Origin of the sequence: Escherichia sp. WS3227_2, from assembly GCF_046486495.1 — a bacterium.
GTDB classification, from domain to species: domain Bacteria; phylum Pseudomonadota; class Gammaproteobacteria; order Enterobacterales; family Enterobacteriaceae; genus Escherichia; species Escherichia coli.
The window spans coordinates 79,358-104,241 of the sequence record NZ_JBJQLG010000007.1 but is presented as its reverse complement, the minus strand read 5'-3'; the positions used below and the strand labels follow the sequence as shown (position 1 = coordinate 104,241).

The window sequence follows — 24,884 nt, the reverse complement described above, 5'->3', positions numbered from 1 at the left end:
TTTTTGTATGGTGAAAGATGTGCCAAGAGGAGACCGGCACATTTATACAGCACACATCTTTGCAGGAAAAAACGCTTATGAAAAATGTTGGTTTTATCGGCTGGCGCGGTATGGTCGGCTCCGTTCTCATGCAACGCATGGTTGAAGAGCGCGACTTCGACGCCATTCGCCCTGTCTTCTTTTCTACTTCTCAGCTTGGTCAGGCTGCGCCGTCTTTTGGCGGAACCACTGGCACACTTCAGGATGCCTTTGATCTGGAGGCGCTAAAGGCCCTCGATATCATTGTGACCTGTCAGGGCGGCGATTATACCAACGAAATCTATCCAAAGCTTCGTGAAAGCGGATGGCAAGGTTACTGGATTGACGCAGCATCATCTCTGCGCATGAAAGATGACGCCATCATCATTCTTGACCCCGTCAATCAGGACGTCATTACCGACGGATTAAATAATGGCATCAGGACTTTTGTTGGCGGTAACTGTACCGTAAGCCTGATGTTGATGTCGTTGGGTGGTTTATTCGTCAATGATCTTGTTGATTGGGTGTCCGTTGCAACCTACCAGGCCGCTTCCGGCGGTGGTGCGCGACATATGCGTGAGTTATTAACCCAGATGGGCCATCTGTATGGCCATGTGGCAGATGAACTCGCGACCCCATCCTCTGCTATTCTCGATATCGAACGCAAAGTCACAACCTTAACCCGTAGCGGTGAGCTGCCGGTGGATAACTTTGGCGTGCCGCTGGCGGGTAGCCTGATTCCGTGGATCGACAAACAGCTCGATAACGGTCAGAGCCGCGAAGAGTGGAAAGGGCAGGCGGAAACCAACAAGATCCTCAACACATCTTCCGTAATTCCGGTAGATGGTTTATGTGTGCGTGTCGGGGCATTGCGCTGCCATAGCCAGGCATTCACTATTAAATTGAAAAAAGATGTGTCTATTCCGACCGTGGAAGAACTGCTGGCTGCGCACAATCCGTGGGCGAAAGTCGTTCCGAACGATCGGGAAATCACTATGCGTGAGCTAACCCCAGCTGCCGTTACCGGCACGCTGACCACGCCGGTAGGCCGTCTGCGTAAGCTGAATATGGGACCGGAGTTCCTGTCAGCCTTTACCGTGGGCGACCAGCTGCTGTGGGGGGCCGCGGAGCCGCTACGTCGGATGCTTCGTCAACTGGCGTAATCTTTATTCATTAAATCTGGGGCGCGATGCCGCCCCTGTTAGTGCGTAATACAGGAGTAAGCGCAGATGTTTCATGATTTACCGGGAGTTAAATAGAGCATTGGCTATTCTTTAAGGGTGGCTGAATACATGAGTATTCACAGCCTTACCTGAAGTGAGGACGACGCAGAGAGGATGCACAGAGTGCTGCGCCGTTCAGGTCAAAAAAATGTCACAACCAGAAGTCAAAAATCCAGTTGGATGGGGTGACACAATAAAACAGGAAGACAAGCATGTCCGATCGTATCGATAGAGACGTGATTAACGCGCTAATTGCAGGCCATTTTGCGGATCCTTTTTCCGTACTGGGAATGCATAAAACCACCGCGGGACTGGAAGTCCGTGCCCTTTTACCCGACGCTACCGATGTGTGGGTGATTGAACCGAAAACCGGGCGCAAACTCGCAAAACTGGAGTGTCTCGACTCCCGTGGATTCTTTAGCGGTGTCATTCCGCGACGTAAGAATTTTTTCCGCTATCAACTGGCTGTTGTCTGGCATGGTCAGCAAAACCTGATAGATGATCCTTACCGTTTTGGTCCGCTAATCCAGGAAATGGATGCCTGGCTATTATCTGAAGGTACTCACCTGCGCCCGTATGAAACCTTAGGCGCGCATGCAGATACTATGGATGGCGTCACAGGTACGCGTTTTTCTGTCTGGGCTCCAAACGCCCGTCGGGTCTCGGTGGTTGGGCAATTCAACTACTGGGACGGTCGCCGTCATCCGATGCGCCTGCGTAAAGAGAGCGGCATCTGGGAACTGTTTATCCCTGGGGCGCATAACGGTCAGCTCTATAAATACGAGATGATTGATGCCAATGGCAACTTGCGTCTGAAGTCCGACCCTTATGCCTTCGAAGCGCAAATGCGCCCGGAAACCGCGTCTCTTATTTGCGGGCTGCCGGAAAAGGTTGTGCAGACTGAAGAGCGCAAAAAAGCGAATCAGTTTGATGCGCCAATCTCTATTTATGAAGTTCACCTGGGCTCCTGGCGTCGCCACACCGACAACAATTTCTGGTTAAGCTACCGCGAGCTGGCCGATCAACTTGTGCCTTATGCTAAATGGATGGGCTTTACCCATCTCGAGCTACTGCCCATTAACGAGCATCCGTTCGATGGCAGTTGGGGTTATCAGCCAACCGGCCTGTATGCACCGACCCGCCGTTTTGGTACCCGCGACGACTTCCGTTATTTCATTGATGCCGCACACGCAGCTGGTCTGAACGTGATTCTCGACTGGGTGCCAGGCCACTTCCCGACCGATGACTTTGCGCTTGCCGAATTTGATGGCACGAACTTATATGAACACAGCGATCCGCGCGAAGGCTATCATCAGGACTGGAATACGCTGATCTACAACTATGGTCGCCGTGAAGTCAGTAACTTCCTTGTCGGTAACGCGCTTTACTGGATCGAACGTTTTGGTATTGATGCGCTGCGCGTCGATGCGGTGGCGTCAATGATTTATCGTGACTACAGCCGTAAAGAGGGGGAGTGGATCCCGAACGAATTTGGCGGGCGCGAGAATCTTGAAGCGATTGAATTCTTGCGTAATACCAACCGTATTCTTGGTGAGCAGGTTTCCGGTGCGGTGACAATGGCGGAGGAGTCTACCGATTTCCCTGGCGTTTCTCGTCCGCAGGACATGGGCGGTCTGGGCTTCTGGTACAAGTGGAACCTCGGCTGGATGCATGACACCCTGGACTACATGAAGCTCGACCCGGTTTATCGTCAGTATCATCACGATAAACTGACCTTCGGGATGCTCTACAACTACACTGAAAACTTCGTCCTGCCGTTGTCGCATGATGAAGTGGTCCACGGTAAAAAATCGATTCTCGACCGGATGCCGGGCGACGCATGGCAGAAATTCGCTAACCTGCGCGCCTACTACGGCTGGATGTGGGCATTCCCGGGCAAGAAACTGCTGTTCATGGGGAACGAATTTGCCCAGGGCCGCGAGTGGAACCATGACGCCAGCCTCGACTGGCATCTGTTGGAAGGCGGCGATAACTGGCACCACGGTGTCCAGCGTCTGGTGCGCGATCTGAACCTCACCTACCGCCACCATAAAGCGATGCATGAACTGGATTTTGACCCGTACGGTTTTGAATGGCTGGTGGTGGATGACAAAGAACGCTCGGTGCTGATCTTTGTGCGTCGCGATAAAGAGGGTAACGAAATCATCGTTGCCAGTAACTTTACTCCGGTGCCGCGTCATGATTATCGCTTCGGCATTAACCAGCCGGGCAAATGGCGTGAAATCCTCAATACCGATTCCATGCACTATCACGGCAGTAATGTCGGCAATGGCGGCAAGGTACACAGCGATGAGATTGCCAGCCACGGTCGTCAGCATTCATTAAGCCTGACACTACCACCGCTGGCCACTATCTGGCTGGTTCGGGAGGCAGAATGACACAACTCGCCATTGGCAAACCCGCACCCCTCGGCGCGCATTACGACGGTCAGGGCGTCAACTTCACACTTTTCTCCGCTCATGCCGAGCGGGTAGAACTGTGTGTCTTTGACGCCAATGGCCAGGAACATCGCTATGACTTGCCAGGGCACAGTGGCGACATTTGGCACGGTTATCTGCCGGATGCGCGCCCGGGTTTGCGTTATGGTTATCGCGTTCATGGCCCCTGGCAACCCGCCGAGGGGCATCGCTTTAACCCGGCGAAGTTGTTGATTGATCCTTGCGCGCGGCAAATTGACGGGGAATTTAAAGATAACCCGCTGCTGCACGCCGGTCATAATGAACCTGACTATCGCGACAACGCCGCCATTGCGCCGAAATGCGTAGTGGTGGTTGATCACTATGACTGGGAGGATGATGCTCCGCCGCGCACGCCGTGGGGCAGTACCATCATTTATGAAGCCCATGTCAAAGGATTAACGTACCTGCACCCGGAGATCCCGGTCGAGATCCGTGGCACTTATAAAGCCCTGGGGCATCCGGTGATGATCAACTATTTGAAACAGTTGGGCATTACCGCGCTGGAACTGCTGCCGGTGGCGCAGTTTGCCAGCGAACCACGCCTGCAACGTATGGGTCTAAGTAACTACTGGGGTTATAACCCGGTGGCGATGTTTGCGCTGCATCCGGCGTATGCCTGCTCCCCAGAAACGGCGCTGGATGAGTTTCGCGATGCAATCAAAGCACTGCATAAAGCGGGTATCGAAGTCATTCTTGATATCGTGCTCAACCATAGTGCGGAACTGGACCTCGACGGCCCGTTATTCTCTCTGCGTGGGATCGACAACCGTAGCTATTATTGGATAAGAGAAGACGGCGATTATCACAACTGGACCGGTTGTGGCAACACGCTCAATTTGAGTCATCCGGCGGTGGTGGATTATGCCAGCGCCTGTCTGCGTTATTGGGTAGAAACCTGCCACATCGATGGTTTCCGCTTTGATCTGGCGGCAGTCATGGGCCGTACGCCAGAGTTTCGTCAGGATGCGCCGTTGTTTACCGCTATCCAGAACTGCCCGGTGCTCTCGCAGGTGAAGTTAATTGCTGAACCGTGGGATATTGCTCCTGGTGGTTATCAGGTGGGAAATTTCCCGCCGCTGTTTGCCGAGTGGAACGATCATTTCCGCGATGCTGCCCGTCGTTTCTGGCTTCATTATGATTTGCCTCTGGGGGCGTTTGCCGGGCGTTTTGCTGCCTCCAGCGATGTTTTTAAACGTAATGGTCGTCTGCCGAGTGCCGCGATTAATCTCGTCACCGCGCATGACGGTTTTACGCTTCGCGACTGCGTTTGCTTCAACCATAAACATAATGAAGCAAACGGAGAAGAAAATCGCGACGGGACCAACAACAATTACAGTAACAATCATGGTAAAGAAGGGTTAGGCGGTACTCTTGACCTGGTTGAACGGCGTCGCGACAGCATTCACGCCCTGTTAACAACGTTGTTACTCTCCCAGGGTACGCCGATGTTACTGGCCGGTGACGAACATGGTCACAGCCAGCATGGCAATAACAATGCCTACTGTCAGGATAACCAATTAACCTGGTTGGACTGGTCGCAGGCAAGCAGTGGTTTAACCGCATTTACCGCCGCGTTAATCCATCTGCGCAAGCGCATTCCCGCTTTGGTGGAGAATCGCTGGTGGGAAGAAGGCGACGGCAATGTCCGTTGGCTAAATCGATATGCTCAACCTTTAAGCACGGATGAGTGGCAAAACGGGCCGAAACAGCTGCAAATTCTGCTCTCGGATCGCTTTTTGATCGCAATTAACGCCACGCTTGAGGTAACAGAGATTGTTTTACCTGCTGGGGAGTGGCACGCCATTCCCCCATTCGCTGGAGAGGATAACCCAGTGATTACGGCTGTCTGGCAGGGACCTGCACACGGATTGTGTGTGTTCCAGAGATGATAAAAAAGGAGTTAGTCATGGTTAGTTTAGAGAAGAACGATCACTTAATGTTGGCGCGCCAGCTGCCATTGAAATCTGTTGCCCTGATACTGGCGGGAGGACGTGGTACCCGCCTGAAGGATTTAACCAATAAGCGAGCAAAACCGGCCGTACACTTCGGCGGTAAGTTCCGCATTATCGACTTTGCGCTGTCTAACTGCATCAACTCCGGGATCCGTCGTATGGGCGTGATCACCCAGTACCAGTCCCACACTCTGGTGCAGCACATCCAGCGCGGCTGGTCATTCTTCAATGAAGAAATGAACGAGTTTGTCGATCTGCTGCCAGCACAGCAGAGAATGAAAGGGGAAAACTGGTATCGCGGCACCGCAGATGCGGTCACCCAAAACCTCGACATTATCCGCCGTTATAAAGCGGAATACGTGGTGATCCTGGCGGGCGACCATATCTACAAGCAAGACTACTCGCGTATGCTTATCGACCACGTCGAAAAAGGCGCACGTTGCACCGTTGCTTGTATGCCAGTACCGATTGAAGAAGCCTCCGCGTTTGGCGTTATGGCGGTTGATGAGAACGATAAAATTATCGAATTCGTTGAAAAACCAGCTAACCCGCCGTCAATGCCGAACGATCCGAGCAAATCTCTGGCGAGTATGGGTATTTACGTCTTTGACGCCGACTATCTGTATGAACTGCTGGAAGAAGACGATCGCGATGAGAACTCCAGCCACGACTTTGGCAAAGATTTGATTCCCAAGATCACCGAAGCCGGTCTGGCCTATGCGCACCCGTTCCCGCTCTCTTGCGTACAATCCGACCCGGATGCCGAACCGTACTGGCGCGATGTGGGTACGCTGGAAGCTTACTGGAAAGCGAACCTCGATCTGGCCTCTGTGGTGCCGGAACTGGATATGTACGATCGCAATTGGCCAATTCGCACCTACAATGAATCATTACCGCCAGCGAAATTCGTGCAGGATCGCTCCGGTAGCCACGGGATGACCCTTAACTCACTGGTATCCGGCGGTTGTGTGATCTCCGGTTCGGTGGTGGTGCAGTCCGTTCTGTTCTCGCGCGTTCGCGTGAATTCATTCTGCAACATTGATTCCGCCGTATTGTTACCGGAAGTATGGGTAGGTCGCTCGTGCCGTCTGCGCCGCTGCGTCATCGATCGTGCTTGTGTTATTCCGGAAGGCATGGTGATTGGTGAAAACGCAGAGGAAGATGCACGTCGTTTCTATCGTTCAGAAGAAGGCATCGTGCTGGTAACGCGCGAAATGCTACGGAAGTTAGGGCATAAACAGGAGCGATAATGCAGGTTTTACATGTATGTTCAGAGATGTTCCCGCTGCTTAAAACCGGCGGTCTGGCTGATGTTATTGGGGCATTACCCGCAGCACAAATCGCAGACGGCGTTGACGCTCGCGTACTGTTGCCTGCATTTCCCGATATTCGCCGTGGCGTGACCGATGCGCAGGTAGTATCCCGTCGTGATACCTTCGCCGGACATATCACGCTGTTGTTCGGTCATTACAACGGGGTTGGCATTTACCTGATTGACGCGCCGCATCTCTATGATCGTCCGGGAAGCCCGTATCACGATACCAACTTATTTGCCTATACCGACAACGTATTGCGTTTTGCGCTGCTGGGGTGGGTTGGGGCAGAAATGGCCAGCGGGCTTGACCCATTCTGGCGTCCTGATGTGGTGCATGCGCACGACTGGCATGCAGGCCTTGCGCCTGCGTATCTGGCGGCGCGCGGGCGTCCGGCGAAGTCGGTGTTTACTGTGCACAACCTGGCCTATCAAGGCATGTTTTATGCACATCACATGAATGACATCCAATTGCCATGGTCATTCTTTAATATTCATGGGCTGGAATTCAACGGACAAATCTCTTTTCTGAAGGCCGGTCTGTACTATGCCGATCACATTACGGCGGTCAGTCCGACCTACGCTCGCGAGATCACCGAACCGCAGTTTGCCTACGGTATGGAAGGTCTGTTGCAACAGCGTCACCGTGAAGGGCGTCTTTCCGGCGTACTGAACGGCGTGGACGAGAAAATCTGGAGTCCAGAGACGGACTTACTGTTGGCCTCGCGTTACACCCGCGATACGTTGGAAGATAAAGCGGAAAATAAGCGCCAGTTACAAATCGCAATGGGGCTTAAGGTTGACGATAAAGTGCCGCTTTTTGCAGTGGTGAGCCGTCTGACCAGCCAGAAAGGTCTCGACCTGGTGCTGGAGGCCTTACCGGGTCTTCTGGAGCAGGGCGGGCAACTGGCGCTACTCGGCGCGGGCGATCCGGTGCTGCAGGAAGGTTTCCTTGCGGCGGCAGCGGAATACCCCGGCCAGGTGGGCGTTCAGATTGGCTATCACGAAGCATTTTCGCATCGCATTATGGGCGGCGCGGACGTCATTCTGGTGCCCAGTCGTTTTGAACCGTGCGGCTTAACGCAACTTTATGGATTGAAGTACGGTACGCTGCCGTTAGTGCGGCGCACCGGTGGGCTTGCTGATACGGTTTCTGATTGTTCTCTTGAGAACCTTGCAGATGGCGTCGCCAGTGGGTTTGTCTTTGAAGATAGTAATGCCTGGTCGCTGTTACGGGCTATTCGACGTGCTTTTGTACTGTGGTCCCGTCCTTCACTGTGGCGGTTTGTGCAACGTCAGGCTATGGCAATGGATTTTAGCTGGCAGGTCGCGGCGAAGTCGTACCGTGAGCTTTACTATCGCTTGAAATAGTTTTCAGGAAACGCCTATATGAATGCTCCGTTTACATATTCATCGCCCACGCTTAGCGTAGAAGCTCTTAAGCACTCTATCGCTTACAAGCTGATGTTTACGATTGGAAAGGACCCGGTCGTCGCCAATAAACATGAATGGCTGAACGCAACGTTATTTGCTGTGCGCGATCGTCTCGTGGAGCGCTGGTTACGTTCAAACCGTGCCCAGTTGTCGCAAGAAACTCGTCAGGTTTACTACCTGTCGATGGAGTTTTTGATTGGCCGTACGCTTTCCAATGCCATGTTGTCGCTAGGAATTTACGAAGATGTACAGGGCGCACTGGAAGCGATGGGGTTAAATCTCGAAGAGCTGATTGATGAAGAAAATGACCCGGGCCTCGGTAACGGTGGCCTGGGACGTCTGGCGGCTTGCTTCCTTGATTCTCTGGCGACGTTAGGGTTGCCGGGGCGCGGTTACGGCATCCGCTATGACTACGGTATGTTCAAGCAGAACATCGTTAACGGTAGCCAGAAAGAGTCACCTGACTACTGGCTGGAATACGGTAACCCGTGGGAATTCAAACGCCACAATACGCGCTATAAAGTCCGTTTTGGTGGTCGTATTCAGCAGGAAGGTAAAAAAACGCGCTGGATTGAAACCGAAGAGATTCTGGGAGTGGCTTACGATCAGATAATCCCTGGTTACGACACCGACGCGACCAACACGCTGCGTTTGTGGAGTGCGCAAGCCAGTAGCGAAATTAACCTCGGTAAATTCAACCAGGGTGACTACTTCGCGGCAGTGGAAGATAAAAACCACTCCGAGAACGTATCTCGCGTACTGTATCCGGACGACTCCACCTACTCCGGGCGTGAGCTGCGCCTGCGTCAGGAATACTTCCTGGTTTCCTCGACCATTCAGGACATTTTAAGCCGCCATTATCAGTTGCATAAAACCTACGATAACCTGGCGGATAAAATCGCGATTCATCTCAACGATACCCATCCGGTGCTGTCGATTCCTGAGTTGATGCGTCTGCTGATTGATGAGCACCAATTTAGTTGGGACGACGCGTTTGGGGTCTGTTGCGAGGTTTTCTCTTACACCAACCACACGCTGATGAGCGAGGCGTTGGAAACCTGGCCGGTCGATATGCTGGGTAAAATTCTGCCGCGTCACTTGCAGATCATCTTTGAAATCAACGACTATTTCCTTAAAACCTTGCAGGAACAGTATCCGAACGATACCGATCTGCTGGGACGGGCGTCGATCATTGATGAATCCAACGGTCGTCGTGTGCGTATGGCCTGGCTGGCGGTTGTGGTGAGCCACAAAGTTAACGGTGTATCGGAACTGCACTCTAACCTGATGGTGCAATCGTTGTTTGCCGACTTTGCGAAAATCTTCCCGGGTCGTTTCACCAACGTCACCAACGGTGTGACGCCGCGTCGCTGGCTGGCGGTTGCGAACCCATCGCTTTCAGCCGTGCTGGACGAACACCTGGGCCGTAACTGGCGCACCGACCTTAGCCTGCTTAATGAGCTGCAACAACACTGTGATTTCCCAATGGTTAATCACGCTGTGCATCAGGCGAAGCTGGAGAACAAAAAGCGTCTGGCGGAGTATATCGCCCAGCAGCTGAATGTGGTGGTAAATCCGAAAGCGCTGTTCGATGTGCAAATTAAACGTATTCACGAATACAAACGTCAATTGATGAATGTGTTGCATGTGATTACCCGCTATAACCGCATCAAGGCCGACCCGGATGCGAAATGGGTACCGCGCGTGAATATTTTTGGCGGTAAGGCGGCTTCGGCCTATTACATGGCGAAGCACATTATTCATTTGATCAATGACGTAGCGAAAGTGATCAACAACGATCCGCAGATTGGCGACAAGCTGAAAGTCGTGTTCATCCCGAACTACAGCGTTAGCCTGGCGCAGTTGATCATTCCGGCGGCCGATCTGTCTGAACAGATTTCGCTGGCGGGGACGGAAGCTTCCGGCACCAGTAACATGAAGTTTGCGCTTAACGGCGCGCTGACCATCGGTACGCTGGACGGTGCGAATGTCGAGATGCTGGATCATGTCGGTGCTGACAATATCTTTATTTTTGGTAACACAGCGGAAGAAGTGGAAGAACTGCGTCGTCAGGGCTACAAACCGCGTGAATACTACGAGAAAGATGAGGAGCTGCATCAGGTGCTGACGCAAATCGGCAGCGGTGTATTCAGTCCGGAAGATCCGGGTCGCTATCGCGATCTGGTTGATTCGCTGATCAACTTCGGCGATCACTACCAGGTACTGGCGGATTATCGCAGCTATGTCGATTGTCAGGATAAAGTCGACGAACTCTACGAGCTTCAGGAAGAGTGGACCGCAAAAGCGATGCTGAACATTGCCAATATGGGCTACTTCTCTTCTGACCGTACTATCAAAGAGTACGCCGATCATATCTGGCATATCGATCCGGTGAGATTGTAATTTCACTAATAAATAGAACGGGGCCAAAGGGTCCCGTTTTTTTCGCCATCATTTCGGAAAAGTGTCCAGAAGGGGCAAGGGGACTCGGGGAGTATAATTTTGCCATTCAGAAAGAATGGAAAGAATAATGCAAAACAGAAAATGGATTTTGACCTCGCTGGTAATGACTTTTTTCGGCATCCCCATTCTGGCGCAGTTTTTGGCGGCGGTTATTGCCATGCTGGGGGCCGGGCTTGCCGCTATTCTTGAGTTTTGCAATTTACTCTTTACGCCAACAATTTATCTTCTACTCAACGTCTTTATGCTGACGCTGGGCGCATTACTGCTATTTTTCTCTGGGCGAGTGGGTAATGTGTCTGAGTTTTGTTACGTTGGGAATAATGGCGTGGGCTTTGCGGTAATTCCCTGAATTAAAAAGTAGGTTAGATTTTTGACAAAGTGCGCTTTGTTCATGCCGGATGCGACGTGAACGTCTTATTGGCCTACAAAATCATGCAAATTCAATACATTGCATAAGCCACGTAGGCCTGATAAGCGTAGCGCATCAGGCAATTTTGTATTTGTCATCAGTCTCAGACCAGATCGAAATCTGACCTGACCACCTTACGTTAAATCACGAAGCCAGCGACAACTTCTGCTGCGTATACTCCACCAGCCACTGACTCACACGAGATTGTTGATCCGCATTCAGCCACATGCCTTGTTTTGTGCGACGCCACAGGGCATCGTCGGCGCGACGGACCCATTCGTGATCCACCAGATATTTCAGCTCCGCTTCGTAGAACTCATGACCGAAATCTTCCCCGAGATCGCCTATCGCCCCCGCATTGCCGAGCAGCAGTTCGCTGTTGCTGCCGTAAGTGCGTGCGTAATGACGTGCCAGCGATTCGGTCAGGAATGGGTAACGGCGGCGCAGACGCGCGGCGTAATCGTCACGGTCGCCTTCAATGGCTCCGCCCGGTAGCACGCTCTCTTTCGTCCACGCCGGACCAATGCCCTGATAATATGGCGTCAGTTTTTCCAGCGCGTGCTCCGCCAGTTTGCGGTAGGTGGTCAGCTTACCGCCGAATACCGACAGCAGCGGCGCTTTGCCGTTTTCATCATGGATATCAAGGGTGTAATCACGAGTGATAGCCTGCGGCGAATCGGACTCATCATCACATAGCGGACGCACGCCGGAGTATGTCCAGACGATATCGTCCCGGCTTAACTGCTTTTTAAAGTGCGTGTTATACACTTTCAGCAGGTAATTGATTTCACTCTCTTCAATCTTCACTGCTTTTGGATCACCTTTGTATTCCACATCGGTGGTGCCGATGATGGAAAACTCGTCCATCCACGGGATCACGAAGACAATACGTTTATCTTCGTTTTGCAGAATGTAGGCCTGCTTTTGTGTATGCACACGCGGCACCACAATATGGCTGCCTTTGATCAGGCGAATGCCATAAGGTGAGGGTAGATGCATCCCGTCGTCGAAGAACTGCTTCACCCACGGGCCGGTGGCGTTCACGAGGCCGCGCGCTTGCCAGCTATATTTTTTGCCGGTATCGATATCTTCCGCTTCCACAATCCACAGGCCGTTTTCGCGGCGAGCAGAAGTGGCACGAGTACGGGTAAGCACTTCACCGCCTTTACGCACCACCATCTGGGCGTTGGCGAGTACCAGACGGGCGTCGTCTACCCAACAGTCGGAATATTCGAATCCGCGCTTAATTTCCGGTTTTAACACTGAATTTGCGCCAAAACGCAAACCGGTTGATCCCGGTAGGCTGGTGCGTTTACCCAGATGATCGTACATAAACAGACCAATCCGAATCATCCACGCCGGGCGCAGATGCGGACGATGCGGCAGGCGAAAACGCATCGGGAAGGCGATATGCGGGGCCATTTTCAGTAGCACTTCACGTTCAGCCAGCGCCTCGCTGACCAGGCGGAATTCATAGTGCTCAAGGTAGCGCAGGCCACCGTGAATGAGTTTTGAACTGGCGGAAGAGGTCGCGCAAGCGAGATCCTGCGCCTCCAGCATCAGCACGGATAAACCGCGTCCAGCGGCGTCTGCCGCGATACCAGCACCATTGATGCCGCCACCTATCACAATCAGATCTTTGGTTTCCATGCTGCCCTCATTCACTTTCGTTAAAGCTCACAAATGTTCGTTATCGAACATATTAGCAAAGAATCGCGCTTTAGGTAACATTGAAAAAACATTTTAGAGTGATATGTATAACATTATGGCGTTTATCTTCCGCTTCGACGTAAACTGTGCGGTAAATTTGCCCACTTGTTTGTAAATAAAGAGAGACGCATGGATCAGTTCGAATGTATTAACGTTGCCGACGCGCACCAGAAGTTGCAGGAAAAAGAGGCGGTGCTGGTCGATATTCGCGATCCACAGAGTTTCGCAATGGGGCATGCGGTGCAGGCTTTCCATTTAACCAACGACACACTGGGCGCGTTTATGCGTGATAACGACTTTGACACTCCGGTGATGGTGATGTGTTACCACGGCAATAGCAGCAAAGGCGCGGCGCAGTATCTGCTGCAACAGGGCTACGATGTGGTCTATAGCATTGACGGCGGCTTTGAAGCCTGGCAGCGTCAGTTTCCTGCAGAGGTGGCGTACGGCGCGTAACGCTTTATACTGTCCCCTTTTGTGTGGAATAAGCGACAGCAACGATGTTGATGATTACCTCTTTTGCTAACCCCCGCGTGGCGCAGGCGTTTGTTGATTACATGGCGACGCAGGGTGTTATCCTCACGATTCAACAACATAACCAAAGCGATGTCTGGCTGGCGGATGAGTCCCAGGCCGAGCACGTGCGGGCGGAGCTGGCGCGTTTTCTCGAAAACCCGGCAGATCCGCGTTATCTGGCGGCCAGCTGGCAGGCGGGCCATACCGGCAGTGGCCTGCATTATCGCCGTTATCCTTTCTTTGCTGCCTTGCGTGAACGCGCAGGCCCGGTAACCTGGGTGATGATGATCGCCTGCGTGGTGGTGTTTATTGCCATGCAAATTCTCGGCGATCAGGAAGTGATGTTATGGCTGGCCTGGCCATTCGATCCAACACTGAAATTTGAGTTCTGGCGTTACTTCACCCACGCGTTAATGCACTTCTCGCTGATGCATATCCTCTTTAACCTGCTCTGGTGGTGGTATCTCGGCGGTGCGGTGGAAAAACGCCTCGGTAGCGGTAAGCTAATTGTCATTACTCTCATTAGCGCCCTGTTAAGCGGCTATGTGCAGCAAAAGTTCAGCGGGCCGTGGTTTGGCGGGCTTTCTGGCGTGGTGTATGCGCTGATGGGCTACGTCTGGCTACGTGGCGAACGCGATCCGCAAAGTGGCATTTACCTGCAACGTGGGTTAATTATCTTTGCGCTGATCTGGATTGTCGCCGGATGGTTTGATTTGTTTGGGATGTCGATGGCGAACGGAGCACACATCGCCGGGTTAGCCGTGGGTTTAGCGATGGCTTTTGTTGATTCGCTCAATGCGCGAAAACGAAAATAATTCCAGGGATTTATAAATGAAACAAACACAACGTCACAACGGTATTATCGAACTGGTTAAACAGCAGGGTTATGTCAGTACCGAGGAACTGGTGGAGCACTTCTCCGTCAGCCCGCAGACTATTCGTCGCGACCTCAACGAGCTGGCAGAGCAAAACCTGATCCTGCGGCATCATGGCGGTGCGGCGCTGCCTTCCAGTTCGGTTAACACGCCTTGGCACGATCGTAAAGCCACCCAGACCGAAGAAAAAGAGCGGATTGCCCGCAAAGTGGCGGAGCAAATCCCCAATGGCTCAACGCTGTTTATCGATATTGGCACCACGCCGGAAGCGGTGGCGCACGCGCTGCTCAATCACAGCAATTTGCGCATTGTGACTAACAATCTCAACGTCGCTAACACGCTGATGGTAAAAGAGGATTTCCGTATTATTCTCGCCGGTGGCGAATTACGCAGCCGCGATGGCGGGATCATTGGCGAAGCGACACTCGATTTTATCTCCCAGTTCCGCCTTGATTTCGGCATTCTGGGGATCAGCGGCATCGATAGCGACGGCTCGTTGCTGGAATTCGATTACCACGAAGTTCGCACCAAACGCGCTATTATTGAGAACTCGCGCCACGTTATGCTGGTTGTCGATCACTCGAAATTTGGCCGTAATGCGATGGTCAATATGGGGAGCATCAGCATGGTTGATGCTGTCTACACCGACGCCCCGCCGCCAGTAAGCGTCATGCAGGTGCTGACGGACCATCATATTCAACTGGAGCTGTGCTGATCCTGCACGGCTTCCCACGTCAGACCAAAACGCGCCAGGTATTTGCGTAGCCGATCTGCGTCGTTGACGCTGGCTTTGCCCTGGCGCGAAACATCAAAAAGCTGGCGACCGGCAGCAGAAAGCGATTTTGCCTGGCGGCAGATGGCTATTACGTGTTCCAGTTGCAGCCGATCAAAGAGGTCGATGTTTTCTGCCTCAGCGCCCAGCAGTTGCGTAATCGCGGAGGGGCGACTCTCCTGCCAGTTATAGCGCAGACGGTTTATCTCATCTTCAACCACGTCCAGAGTGATGCGTCCGCTAGTGGCAAAGGTGGCCATCCGCGTGACGCTGGCAGAAAGTTCGCGAAAGTTACCGCGCCATGTTGCCTGGGGAGATGTCGCAAAAGCCAGCCAGGCGCGCCGTGCTTCGGTGTTAAAACGCACGCTGTCGCCGGTGAGTGAGGCGTGGCGCTCCACTTCATAATCCAGGTTAGGTTCAATATCTTCCTGGCGCTGGCGCAGTCCCGGCAGGGTGAAGGTCCAGAGATTGATCCGCGCGTACAGATCTTCGCGAAATTTGCCTTCAGCAACCAGCTGGCGCAAATCGCGCACCGTTCCGGCGATCAGCTGAAAATCACTGCTCACCTGGCGATCGCTGCCAAATGGGTAAAAGGTTTTCTCTTCAATGGCTTTCAGCAGCATTGCCTGTTCGTCTGCGCCCAGTTCGCCAATCTCATCAAGAAACAACATGCCACCGTTGGCGCTGCGTAATAATCCTTCACGAGATTCCCGCGCCCCGGTGAACGCGCCTTTCACATGACCAAACAGCGTCGACATGGCGGTATCGCCGCGCAGGGTGGCGCAGTTCACTTCTACAAATGCGCCGCTAAACTGATGCCGTGCCTGTTTTAATTCAAAGATGCGTCGCGCCAGAAATGACTTACCCGCCCCGGTCGGGCCGTTGAGCAGGATCGGTGCGCGGGATTTAATCGCCACTTTTTCGATCTGCTCAATCATGCGGTTGAAGTGGGGGTTACGCGTGGCAATGCCGGATTTGAGGAAGTCGAGGGTTTGCTGGCATTCCTCGGCAAAGCGGCTGGCGATGGCGTTATAACGGCTTAAATCGAGATCGATAATCGTCACTTCACCTGCGCCGCGCGGTTGTTCTTTTTTGCGCGGTGGTGAAGATTGTATCAACCGGGCGGGCAAGTAACGCGCTTCTGCCAGCAGAAACCAGCAAATCTGCGCGACGTGGGTGCCGGTGGTGATGTGAATTAAATAATCTTCATTTTCTGGCTGGAACGCGTAACCACGGGCGAAATCATGCAGGCAGGCGTAAACCTCTTCGAAATCCCACGGGTTATGCAGTTCTATCTCAACGCCCACCACTTCTGTTTCTGGCGAAACGCTGGCGATATCGCGTTTAAGCGTTTCGAATAGCGAGCGCGAGCGGGCGTCGTGCAATAATTCCAGCCGATCGATAACTAACGATTCTTGCTGGCATAGACAGAGTGTCGGACGCCATTTTGACCAGCGCTGACTGCCGCGCCCGGCATAATCCAGCACGGTACCGACAAAGCCAAAAGCCACTGTTTTACGCATCTTAGATATCCTTATAAAAGACGATATTTCATTATCGGTAAATCGGCTTTGCGGGAAATCTCCGTTTACGGACGTAAAGATATAATCTTTTTAGAAACAATAAATTAAAAAATTAATCTGCTTATTTAATTTTCTGGCACGACGGTTGCAATTATCAGGACATACCAACGAAAAGAGAAAAACACAATGAATTACGAATTACTGACCACTGAAAATGCCCCGGTAAAAATGTGGACCAAAGGCGTGCCGGTAGAAGCCGATGCGCGTCAGCAACTTATTAATACGGCGAAGATGCCGTTTATTTTCAAACATATTGCGGTAATGCCTGATGTACACCTGGGTAAAGGTTCCACCATAGGTAGCGTGATCCCGACCAAAGGGGCGATTATTCCGGCGGCGGTGGGCGTGGATATCGGTTGTGGAATGAACGCGCTGCGCACCGCGTTAACGGCGGCAGACCTGCCTGAAAACTTGGCGGAGCTGCGTCAGGCGATTGAAACGGCCGTGCCGCACGGACGTACCACTGGCCGTTGTAAACGTGATAAAGGCGCATGGGAAAACCCGCCTGTTAACGTCGATGCGAAATGGACTGAGCTGGAAGTCGGTTATCAGTGGTTAACGCAAAAATATCCCCGTTTCCTTAACACTAACAACTATAAACACCTGGGAACGCTGGGAACGGGTAACCACTTTATTGAAATCTGCCTTGATGAGTCGGACCAGGTGTGGATTATGCTGCACTCCGGTTCACGCGGAATTGGTAACGCCATCGGGACTTACTTTATCGATCTGGCGCAAAAAGAGATGCAGGAAACGCTTGAAACATTGCCGTCGCGTGATCTGGCGTACTTTATGGAAGGTACGGAATACTTTGATGATTACCTGAAAGCCGTGGCCTGGGCGCAGCTTTTTGCCAGCCTTAACCGCGATGCGATGATGGAAAACGTGGTAACGGCGTTGCAGAGCATTACGCAGAAAACGGTCAGACAGCCACAAACGCTGGCGATGGAAGAGATCAACTGTCACCACAACTATGTGCAAAAAGAACAGCACTTTGGTGAAGAGATCTACGTGACGCGTAAAGGCGCGGTGTCTGCGCGTGCTGGTCAATATGGAATTATTCCAGGGTCGATGGGAGCGAAAAGCTTTATCGTCCGTGGGCTGGGAAATGAAGAGTCGTTCTGTTCGTGCAGCCACGGTGCCGGGCGGGTAATGAGCCGTACTAAAGCGAAAAAACTGTTCAGCGTGGAAGATCAAATTCGTGCCACCGCACATGTGGAATGCCGTAAAGATGCCGAAGTGATCGACGAAATCCCGATGGCGTATAAAGATATTGATGCGGTGATGGCGGCACAAAGCGATCTGGTGGAAGTTATCTATACCCTGCGTCAGGTGGTGTGCGTAAAAGGATAAATGATGAAAAGGATGATTGCGCTGGATGGCGCACAGGGCGAAGGCGGCGGGCAGATCCTGCGCTCGGCGCTGAGCCTGTCGATGATAACCGGCCAGCCATTTACCATCACTGGCATTCGTGCCGGGCGGGCGAAACCGGGGCTGTTGCGCCAGCATCTGACCGCGGTTAAGGCGGCGACGGAAATTTGCCGAGCAACGGTGGAAGGCGCGGAGCTGGGGTCGCAGCGTCTGGTCTTCCGGCCTGGCACCGTGCGCGGCGGCGATTACCGCTTTGCTATCGGTAGTGCCGGAAGTAGCACGCTGGTGCTGCAAACGGTGCTGCCCGCGCTGTGGTTTGCCGATGGACCTTCGCGTGTTGAAGTGAGCGGCGGCACCGATAACCCGTCGGCACCGCCTGCGGATTTTATCCGCCGGGTGCTGGAGCCGCTGCTGGCGAAAATGGGCATTCATCAGCAAACCACATTATTACGCCACGGTTTTTATCCTGCTGGAGGCGGGGTGGTGGCAACGGAAGTCTCGCCCGTGGCATTGTTTAACACCTTGCAACTTGGCGAGCGCGGGAACATTGTGCAGATGCGTGGAGAGGTGCTATTAGCTGGCGTGCCGCGCCATGTTGCTGAGCGTGAAATCGCTACACTGGCGGGTAGTTTTTCCCTGCATGAACAGAATATTCATAGCCTGCCGCGCGACCAGGGGCCGGGTAATACCGTTTCGCTGGAAGTCGAAAGTGAAAATATCACTGAACGCTTTTTTGTCGTCGGTGAAAAGCGCGTCAGTGCCGAGGTGGTCGCGGCACAGTTAGTGAAAGAGGTGAAACGCTACCTGGCAAGCCCGGCGGCGGTGGGGGAATATCTCGCCGACCAGCTGGTGCTACCGATGGCGCTGGCGGGCGCGGGAGAATTTACGGTCGCCCATCCCTCATGCCATCTGCTGACCAATATTGCGGTGGTGGAGCGTTTCTTGCCAGTGCGGTTTAGTCTGGTGGAGGCGGATGGCGTAACGCGGGTGAGCATTGAATGATATAAAGATGTAAGCCGGATCCGACGTATTATCCGGCTAAACTCACACCCCATATCCCATCATCTTCAGCAGTTTCTGCGCGTGTTGTACCGCGGCCTGACGGTGGGCGACGCCGAGTTTTTGGTACAGATTGCGGATATGCGTCTTGATGGTGGTTGCCGCCACTTCCAGTTCACCCGCTATTTGTTCGTTGCTATAACCGGAGTAAATCAGCCCCAGTACCTGCCATTCACGTTGCGTGAGCGGGCTAGTGCGAATCAGCTCTGGCACTTCCGGATGATTTAGCAGACGTTCAACGAAATTCTCATCGAAATGGGCGAATTTATGCCGATGATGTTGATTGATTTCTCGCAGAATACGCTGCGCACGATGCTGTTCCAGTTCCGGCAGCGTATTGAGTTGAATCAGCTGGCGCAGTTGTTGCGCCATCGCTTCGCCTTCAATCACAAAATGGCTGATAAATCCTGTGCGATTCGCCAGTTTTAATGCGTCCAGCAACACGCGCTGGGCGTCACTTTTACGTCCGGCCTGCCAGTACAGTTGATTAAGCAGCAACAGGTTACGGTTGAGATCGCTCATCAACCGCAGACTGCGGGCGTTTTCATTGAGTTCTTCGAGAACAATTTCTGCCGGTTCAAACTCGCCCAGCAAGATTTGTGCACGGGCAATGTTGCGCCATTGACCTTGCAGGAAGTGGTTGTTCGCAAACTCTGGTTTAGCCGTATGACGCAACCAGTTGGCAGCGGCGGCTTTATCGCCGGTCATTTGCCAGTAAATCACCCGGACTTTGTTGGCGTTAGAGATCCAGTCGCTGTGATATTTGCCATTCCCCAGCAGGTTTTCCAGACGGTTCAGCTGGCTACGGGCGTTATCTAAATCACCACGGGCCAGCGAGCATTGAATCAACATTGCCAGGCACTGAAGCTGTTGCTGTGGCTGATAAGACGACAAGACTTCAATCCCGCTGCGCGCCGACGCTTCGGCTTCATCCAGCCGTGCCCAGGCCCATAACAGCTGTGCACGAATGCGCACCAGAAACTCATGCATTGGCAGCTGTTCCAGATGCTGCTCGTTGATCAGCTGGAACGCTTTTTCCTGCGTTTCCCACGCGGTTTGCAGGAACCCTTGGGCAAACAGAATTTCACTTTGCTGGATTAAACTCCATAAGGCGTAGTGCCAGACATCGTGCTGGCGCGCCATCTGTTCGGTTTGCTGCATTAGCGCCAGTGAGCGGGTCAATTCGCCTTTGCAGTGCAACACTTCACCCAGCACCGAGGTTGCCACAATGCGGCTATAGAACCAGCCCGGAGGCAGTTCTTCCAGTGCCAGTTTCGCCAGCCGTTCCGCTTCATCCGGATTACCATCGTTAATCGCTACCTGGGCGCGCAGAGCGTTAAATTCTGCGTGCATGGTGCCTTCTCTGATGTCCTTGATTTCATGTTCAGCACGGGCCAGCAGGGTGTTAACTTCGCCGTAGCGATGTTGGCTTTGCATCAGCCACGCCTGCAATAACACCAACTGCGGATTTTCCAGCAAACTGTCCCACGGCAGGGCCTTAAGCGACTCTTCCAGTAGCGACAGTTCGCTATGGTTGAACAGACTCCAGGCGTGATTAAGCAGAATATCGCGCAGCATCAGCGCATCGCCTGCCGCCAGCGCATGATGAATCGCTTCGCTGGGGAATCCCTGGGCCATCCAGCTTTCTGCGGCGGCACGGTGAATTTCCGGCAGCTCCGCCGCCAGTTCCCACTGGCAGCGCTGACGCAGGAAGTTACCAAACAGCGGGTGATAGCAGAACCACTCGCCGGTATCATCCATCCGCTGTAAAAACAGCCCCTGGCGCTCAATCTCTTCGAGGCGCATTTGCCCGTTTTCTTCGCCGGTCACACGGGTGATGAGTGCATCGTTCATTGAGCGCAAAATGGCGCTTTTCAACAGAAAATGGCGCGTTGCGAGATCGACGTTATCCAAAACCTCATCGACCAGATAATCCGAAAGATGGCTGGCATTGATTCCCGCCAGGCGGCGTGCCGACTTATGGGCTGAGTGGGTATTCTGCCGGGCGGAGAGGGCGATTAGCTGTAGTGCCGTCGCCCAACCGGAAACGTCATCGCAAATCCGACTGCTTTCTGCGGCTTCAATCGGCGATGACAGACGGCAATCAAAAAACTGCTTCGCTTCCTGATGGGTAAATGCCAGTTGCTGACTGCCAATTTCCAGCAGTTGGTCACGAACACGCAGATTGGCAATGCCCAGTTGCGGAAGGTTGCGTGACAACACCACCAGGGTGAGATTTTCTGGTTGATGGCGAATAAAGAAGCGCATTGACTCGTGGATCACTGGATTAGTGATCAGATGATAGTCATCGATGACCAGATAAAGTGGGCTATGCCATTCCGCCAGCTCAATGAAAAGCTGGGCGAAGAGTGACGTCAGACTGGCATATTGCCGTTTTTGCGCCATCGTCTCACATATCGCACAGTGACCGTTGGTTGCCTGCTGCACGGCGGCAATGAGATAGCTGGCGAAACGCTCTTGCTGGTTATCACCTTCGTCCAGCGAGTACCAGCCGATATCGTTTTTGCCTGCCGCCCACTGGGAAATGAGCGTGGTCTTTCCGTAGCCCGCAGGACTTGTGATCAGCGCCAGCCGGAAGTTGTTCGCGCCGGAAAGTTTAGCCAGCAGGCGCTCACGAACCACGGTATGGTCGAGTCGAACCGGACGACTTAATTTTGACGGAATCAGCATAGTTAATCACTTCACTGTGGAAAATGAGGAAATATTATTTTTTTTGCGCTTCGTAATTAATGGTTATAAGGTCGGCCAGAAACCTTTCTAATGCAAGCGATGACGTTTTTTTATGTGTCTGAATTTGCACTCTGTCACAATTCCAAATCTTTATTAATGACTCACCTAAAACGACGCTGATACAGCGTGAATGCTGGGTTGTACGGTATTTCCCTTATGTTCATCAGATTCATTTAAGCAAGGGTTTCTTCTTCATTCCTGATGAAAGTGCTATCTAAAAAGATGATCTTAATAAATCTATTAAGAATGAGATGGAGCACACTGGATATTTTACTTATGAAACTGTTTCACTCCTTTACTTAATTTATAGAGTTACCTTCCGCTTTTTGAAAATACGCAACGGCCATTTTTTGCACTTAGATACAGATTTTCTGCGCTGTATGGCATTGATTTGCTGCTAATCCTGTGGTTTGCACTAGCTTTAAGTGGTTGAGATCACATTTCCTTGCTCATCCCCGCAACTCCTCCCTGCCTAATCCCCCGCAGGATGAGGAAGGTCAACATCGAGCCTGGCAAACTAGCGATAACGTTGTGTTGAAAATCTAAGAAAAGTGGAACTCCTATGTCACAACCTATTTTTAACGATAAGCAATTTCAGGAAGCGCTTTCACGTCAGTGGCAGCGTTATGGCTTAAATTCTGCGGCTGAAATGACCCCTCGTCAGTGGTGGCTGGCAGTGAGCGAAGCACTGGCCGAAATGCTGCGTGCTCAGCCATTTGCCAAACCGGTGGCGAATCAGCGGCATGTTAACTACATCTCAATGGAGTTTTTGATTGGTCGCCTGACGGGCAACAACCTGTTGAATCTCGGCTGGTATCAGGATGTACAGGATTCGTTGAAGGCTTATGACATCAACCTGACTGACTTGCTGGAAGAAGAGATCGACCCGGCGCTGGGTAACGGTGGTCTGGGACGTCTGGCGGCATGCTTCCTCGACTCAATGGCGACCGTCGGGCAGTCAGCTACTGGCTACGGCCTTAATTATCAATATGGCTTGTTCCGCCAGTCATTTGTCGATGGCAAACAGGTTGAAGCGCCGGATGACTGGCATCGTGGTAACTATCCGTGGTTCCGCCACAATGAAGCACTGGATGTGCAGGTTGGAATTGGCGGTAAAGTGACGAAAGATGGACGCTGGGAGCCGGAATTTACCATTACTGGTCAAGCGTGGGATCTCCCCGTTGTCGGCTATCGTAATGGCGTGGCGCAGCCTCTGCGTCTGTGGCAGGCGACGCACGCGCATCCGTTTGATCTGACTAAATTTAACGACGGTTATTTCCTGCGTGCCGAACAGCAGGGCATCAACGCGGAAAAACTGACCAAAGTTCTCTATCCAAACGACAACCATACTGCCGGTAAAAAGCTGCGCCTGATGCAGCAATACTTCCAGTGTGCCTGCTCGGTAGCGGATATTTTGCGTCGCCATCATCTGGCGGGGCGTAAACTGCACGAGCTGGCGGAGTACGAAGTTATTCAGCTGAACGATACCCACCCAACTATCGCGATTCCAGAACTGCTGCGCGTGCTGATCGATGAGCACCAGATGAGCTGGGATGACGCCTGGGCCATTACCAGCAAAACTTTCGCTTACACCAACCATACCCTGATGCCAGAAGCGCTGGAACGCTGGGATGTGAAACTGGTGAAAGGCTTACTGCCGCGCCACATGCAGATTATTAACGAAATTAATACTCGCTTTAAAACGCTGGTGGAGAAAACCTGGCCGGGCGATGAAAAAGTGTGGGCCAAACTGGCGGTGGTGCACGACAAACAAGTGCATATGGCGAACCTGTGTGTGGTTGGCGGTTTCGCGGTGAACGGTGTTGCGGCGCTGCACTCGGATCTGGTGGTGAAAGATCTGTTCCCGGAATATCACCAGCTATGGCCGAACAAATTCCATAACGTCACCAACGGTATTACCCCACGTCGCTGGATCAAACAGTGCAACCCGGCACTGGCGGCTCTGTTGGATAAATCACTGAAAAAAGAGTGGGCTAACGATCTCGATCAACTGATCAATCTGGAAAAATTCGCTGATGATGCGAAATTCCGTCAGCAATATCGCGAGATCAAGCAGGCGAATAAAGTCCGTCTGGCAGAGTTTGTGAAAGTTCGTACCGGTATTGAGATCAATCCACAGGCGATTTTCGATATTCAGATCAAACGTCTGCATGAGTACAAACGCCAGCACCTGAATCTGCTGCATATTCTGGCGTTGTACAAAGAAATTCGTGAAAACCCGCAGGCTGATCGCGTACCGCGCGTCTTCCTCTTCGGCGCGAAAGCGGCACCGGGCTACTACCTGGCGAAGAATATTATCTTTGCGATCAACAAAGTGGCTGACGTGATCAACAACGATCCGCTGGTTGGCGACAAATTGAAGGTGGTGTTCCTGCCGGATTATTGCGTTTCGGCGGCGGAAAAACTGATCCCGGCGGCGGATATCTCCGAACAAATTTCGACGGCAGGTAAAGAAGCTTCCGGTACCGGCAATATGAAACTGGCGCTCAATGGTGCGCTTACTGTCGGTACGCTGGATGGTGCGAACGTTGAAATCGCCGAGAAAGTTGGTGAAGAAAATATCTTTATTTTTGGTCATACCGTGGAACAAGTGAAGGCAATTCTGGCCAAAGGCTACGACCCGGTGAAATGGCGGAAGAAAGATAAGGTGCTGGACGCAGTATTGAAAGAGCTGGAAAGCGGCAAATACAGCGACGGCGATAAGCATGCCTTCGACCAGATGCTGCACAGTATCGGCAAACAGGGCGGCGATCCGTATCTGGTGATGGCGGATTTCGCAGCCTATGTAGAGGCACAAAAGCAGGTGGATGTGCTGTACCGCGACCAGGAGGCCTGGACTCGCGCGGCGATCCTCAATACCGCCCGCTGCGGTATGTTTAGCTCGGATCGCTCTATTCGCGATTATCAGGCTCGTATCTGGCAGGCAAAACGCTAA

At 52.6% G+C, this 24,884-nt stretch carries 15 protein-coding genes and 1 pseudogene; 13 read left to right on the top strand and 3 right to left on the bottom strand.

The genetic code is table 11. The features are described 5' to 3' along the window. The first annotated feature begins 77 nt into the window (after positions 1 to 77). From asd to ACJHXB_RS11700, 7 genes and pseudogenes are all read left to right on the top strand, one after another. A complete protein-coding gene (gene asd / locus ACJHXB_RS11730; protein WP_000799962.1) occupies positions 78 to 1,181 on the top strand; it encodes an aspartate-semialdehyde dehydrogenase in 1,104 nt (367 codons plus the stop codon). Between the two features lie 272 nt (positions 1,182 to 1,453). Then, entirely contained in the window at positions 1,454 to 3,640 is a 2,187-nt protein-coding gene (glgB, locus tag ACJHXB_RS11725) for a 1,4-alpha-glucan branching enzyme (RefSeq protein WP_410233498.1), read from the top strand. Further along, on the top strand, positions 3,637 to 5,610 hold the full coding sequence (glgX, locus tag ACJHXB_RS11720) for a glycogen debranching protein GlgX (RefSeq protein WP_000192520.1): 1,974 nt from the start codon (positions 3,637 to 3,639) through the stop codon (positions 5,608 to 5,610). Before glgB ends, glgX begins: the two co-directional genes overlap by 4 nt. 17 nt (positions 5,611 to 5,627) lie before the next feature. Beyond that, a complete protein-coding gene (glgC, locus tag ACJHXB_RS11715) occupies positions 5,628 to 6,923 on the top strand; it encodes a glucose-1-phosphate adenylyltransferase (protein ID WP_000253975.1) in 1,296 nt (431 codons plus the stop codon). Further along, positions 6,923 to 8,356, top strand: a complete 1,434-nt coding sequence (gene glgA / locus ACJHXB_RS11710) for a glycogen synthase GlgA (protein WP_001197646.1) — start codon at positions 6,923 to 6,925, stop codon at positions 8,354 to 8,356. Before glgC ends, glgA begins: the two co-directional genes overlap by 1 nt. Positions 8,357 to 8,374: 18 nt before the next feature. Further along, the gene (gene glgP / locus ACJHXB_RS11705) at positions 8,375 to 10,822 is read left to right on the top strand and encodes a glycogen phosphorylase (RefSeq protein ID WP_000993440.1); all 2,448 of its coding nucleotides are present in this window, start codon (positions 8,375 to 8,377) and stop codon (positions 10,820 to 10,822) included. A 124-nt stretch (positions 10,823 to 10,946) separates the two neighbouring features. Continuing rightward, positions 10,947 to 11,168: pseudogene (locus ACJHXB_RS11700) on the top strand (phosphate ABC transporter substrate-binding protein); the annotation flags it as partial. Positions 11,169 to 11,435: 267 nt separating this feature from the next. Here ACJHXB_RS11700 and glpD read toward each other — a convergent pair. Next, the gene (gene glpD / locus ACJHXB_RS11695) at positions 11,436 to 12,941 is read right to left on the bottom strand and encodes a glycerol-3-phosphate dehydrogenase (RefSeq protein WP_000448123.1); all 1,506 of its coding nucleotides are present in this window, start codon (positions 12,939 to 12,941) and stop codon (positions 11,436 to 11,438) included. 189 nt (positions 12,942 to 13,130) lie between these two features. Here glpD and glpE point away from each other — a divergent pair, with 189 nt between their 5' ends. From glpE to ACJHXB_RS11680, 3 genes are read left to right on the top strand one after another with little or no spacing between them, the layout of a single operon-like run. Further along, positions 13,131 to 13,457, top strand: coding sequence for a thiosulfate sulfurtransferase GlpE (gene glpE, locus ACJHXB_RS11690; RefSeq protein WP_000371928.1), 327 nt, complete (start codon positions 13,131 to 13,133; stop codon positions 13,455 to 13,457). Positions 13,458 to 13,501: 44 nt separating this feature from the next. Beyond that, on the top strand, positions 13,502 to 14,332 hold the full coding sequence (gene glpG / locus ACJHXB_RS11685; RefSeq protein ID WP_000928712.1) for a rhomboid family intramembrane serine protease GlpG: 831 nt from the start codon (positions 13,502 to 13,504) through the stop codon (positions 14,330 to 14,332). Positions 14,333 to 14,348: 16 nt separating this feature from the next. Next, positions 14,349 to 15,107 carry a DeoR/GlpR family transcriptional regulator gene (locus ACJHXB_RS11680; RefSeq protein WP_000815099.1) on the top strand — a complete coding sequence of 253 codons (759 nt, stop codon included), beginning with the start codon at positions 14,349 to 14,351 and terminating at the stop codon, positions 15,105 to 15,107. Here the strand turns inward: ACJHXB_RS11680 and rtcR are convergent. After that, positions 15,089 to 16,687 (bottom strand): DNA-binding transcriptional regulator RtcR, encoded by a 1,599-nt coding sequence (gene rtcR, locus ACJHXB_RS11675; RefSeq protein WP_001232927.1) that lies wholly within the window; start codon positions 16,685 to 16,687, stop codon positions 15,089 to 15,091. The two genes, ACJHXB_RS11680 and rtcR, sit on opposite strands and share 19 nt — an antisense overlap. Positions 16,688 to 16,873: 186 nt before the next feature. Between rtcR and rtcB the strand changes: the two genes are divergently transcribed. Beyond that, on the top strand, positions 16,874 to 18,100 hold the full coding sequence (gene rtcB, locus ACJHXB_RS11670; RefSeq protein ID WP_001105489.1) for an RNA-splicing ligase RtcB: 1,227 nt from the start codon (positions 16,874 to 16,876) through the stop codon (positions 18,098 to 18,100). A 3-nt stretch (positions 18,101 to 18,103) separates the two neighbouring features. Next, a complete protein-coding gene (rtcA, locus tag ACJHXB_RS11665; protein ID WP_001604915.1) occupies positions 18,104 to 19,120 on the top strand; it encodes an RNA 3'-terminal phosphate cyclase in 1,017 nt (338 codons plus the stop codon). A 42-nt stretch (positions 19,121 to 19,162) separates the two neighbouring features. Here the strand turns inward: rtcA and malT are convergent, their stop codons facing one another. Then, positions 19,163 to 21,868, bottom strand: a complete 2,706-nt coding sequence (gene malT / locus ACJHXB_RS11660) for an HTH-type transcriptional regulator MalT (protein WP_000906970.1) — start codon at positions 21,866 to 21,868, stop codon at positions 19,163 to 19,165. A 622-nt stretch (positions 21,869 to 22,490) separates the two neighbouring features. Between malT and malP the strand changes: the two genes are divergently transcribed. Continuing rightward, on the top strand, positions 22,491 to 24,884 hold the full coding sequence (gene malP / locus ACJHXB_RS11655; protein WP_000081890.1) for a maltodextrin phosphorylase: 2,394 nt from the start codon (positions 22,491 to 22,493) through the stop codon (positions 24,882 to 24,884).

Coding starts and splice junctions, on each gene's coding strand:
- asd (WP_000799962.1), top strand. CDS start 78: ATGAAAAATGTTGGTTTTATCGGCTGGCGCGGTATGGTCGGCTCCGTT.
- glgB (WP_410233498.1), top strand. CDS start 1,454: ATGTCCGATCGTATCGATAGAGACGTGATTAACGCGCTAATTGCAGGC.
- glgX (WP_000192520.1), top strand. CDS start 3,637: ATGACACAACTCGCCATTGGCAAACCCGCACCCCTCGGCGCGCATTAC.
- glgC (WP_000253975.1), top strand. CDS start 5,628: ATGGTTAGTTTAGAGAAGAACGATCACTTAATGTTGGCGCGCCAGCTG.
- glgA (WP_001197646.1), top strand. CDS start 6,923: ATGCAGGTTTTACATGTATGTTCAGAGATGTTCCCGCTGCTTAAAACC.
- glgP (WP_000993440.1), top strand. CDS start 8,375: ATGAATGCTCCGTTTACATATTCATCGCCCACGCTTAGCGTAGAAGCT.
- glpD (WP_000448123.1), bottom strand. CDS start 12,941: ATGGAAACCAAAGATCTGATTGTGATAGGTGGCGGCATCAATGGTGCT.
- glpE (WP_000371928.1), top strand. CDS start 13,131: ATGGATCAGTTCGAATGTATTAACGTTGCCGACGCGCACCAGAAGTTG.
- glpG (WP_000928712.1), top strand. CDS start 13,502: ATGTTGATGATTACCTCTTTTGCTAACCCCCGCGTGGCGCAGGCGTTT.
- ACJHXB_RS11680 (WP_000815099.1), top strand. CDS start 14,349: ATGAAACAAACACAACGTCACAACGGTATTATCGAACTGGTTAAACAG.
- rtcR (WP_001232927.1), bottom strand. CDS start 16,687: ATGCGTAAAACAGTGGCTTTTGGCTTTGTCGGTACCGTGCTGGATTAT.
- rtcB (WP_001105489.1), top strand. CDS start 16,874: ATGAATTACGAATTACTGACCACTGAAAATGCCCCGGTAAAAATGTGG.
- rtcA (WP_001604915.1), top strand. CDS start 18,104: ATGAAAAGGATGATTGCGCTGGATGGCGCACAGGGCGAAGGCGGCGGG.
- malT (WP_000906970.1), bottom strand. CDS start 21,868: ATGCTGATTCCGTCAAAATTAAGTCGTCCGGTTCGACTCGACCATACC.
- malP (WP_000081890.1), top strand. CDS start 22,491: ATGTCACAACCTATTTTTAACGATAAGCAATTTCAGGAAGCGCTTTCA.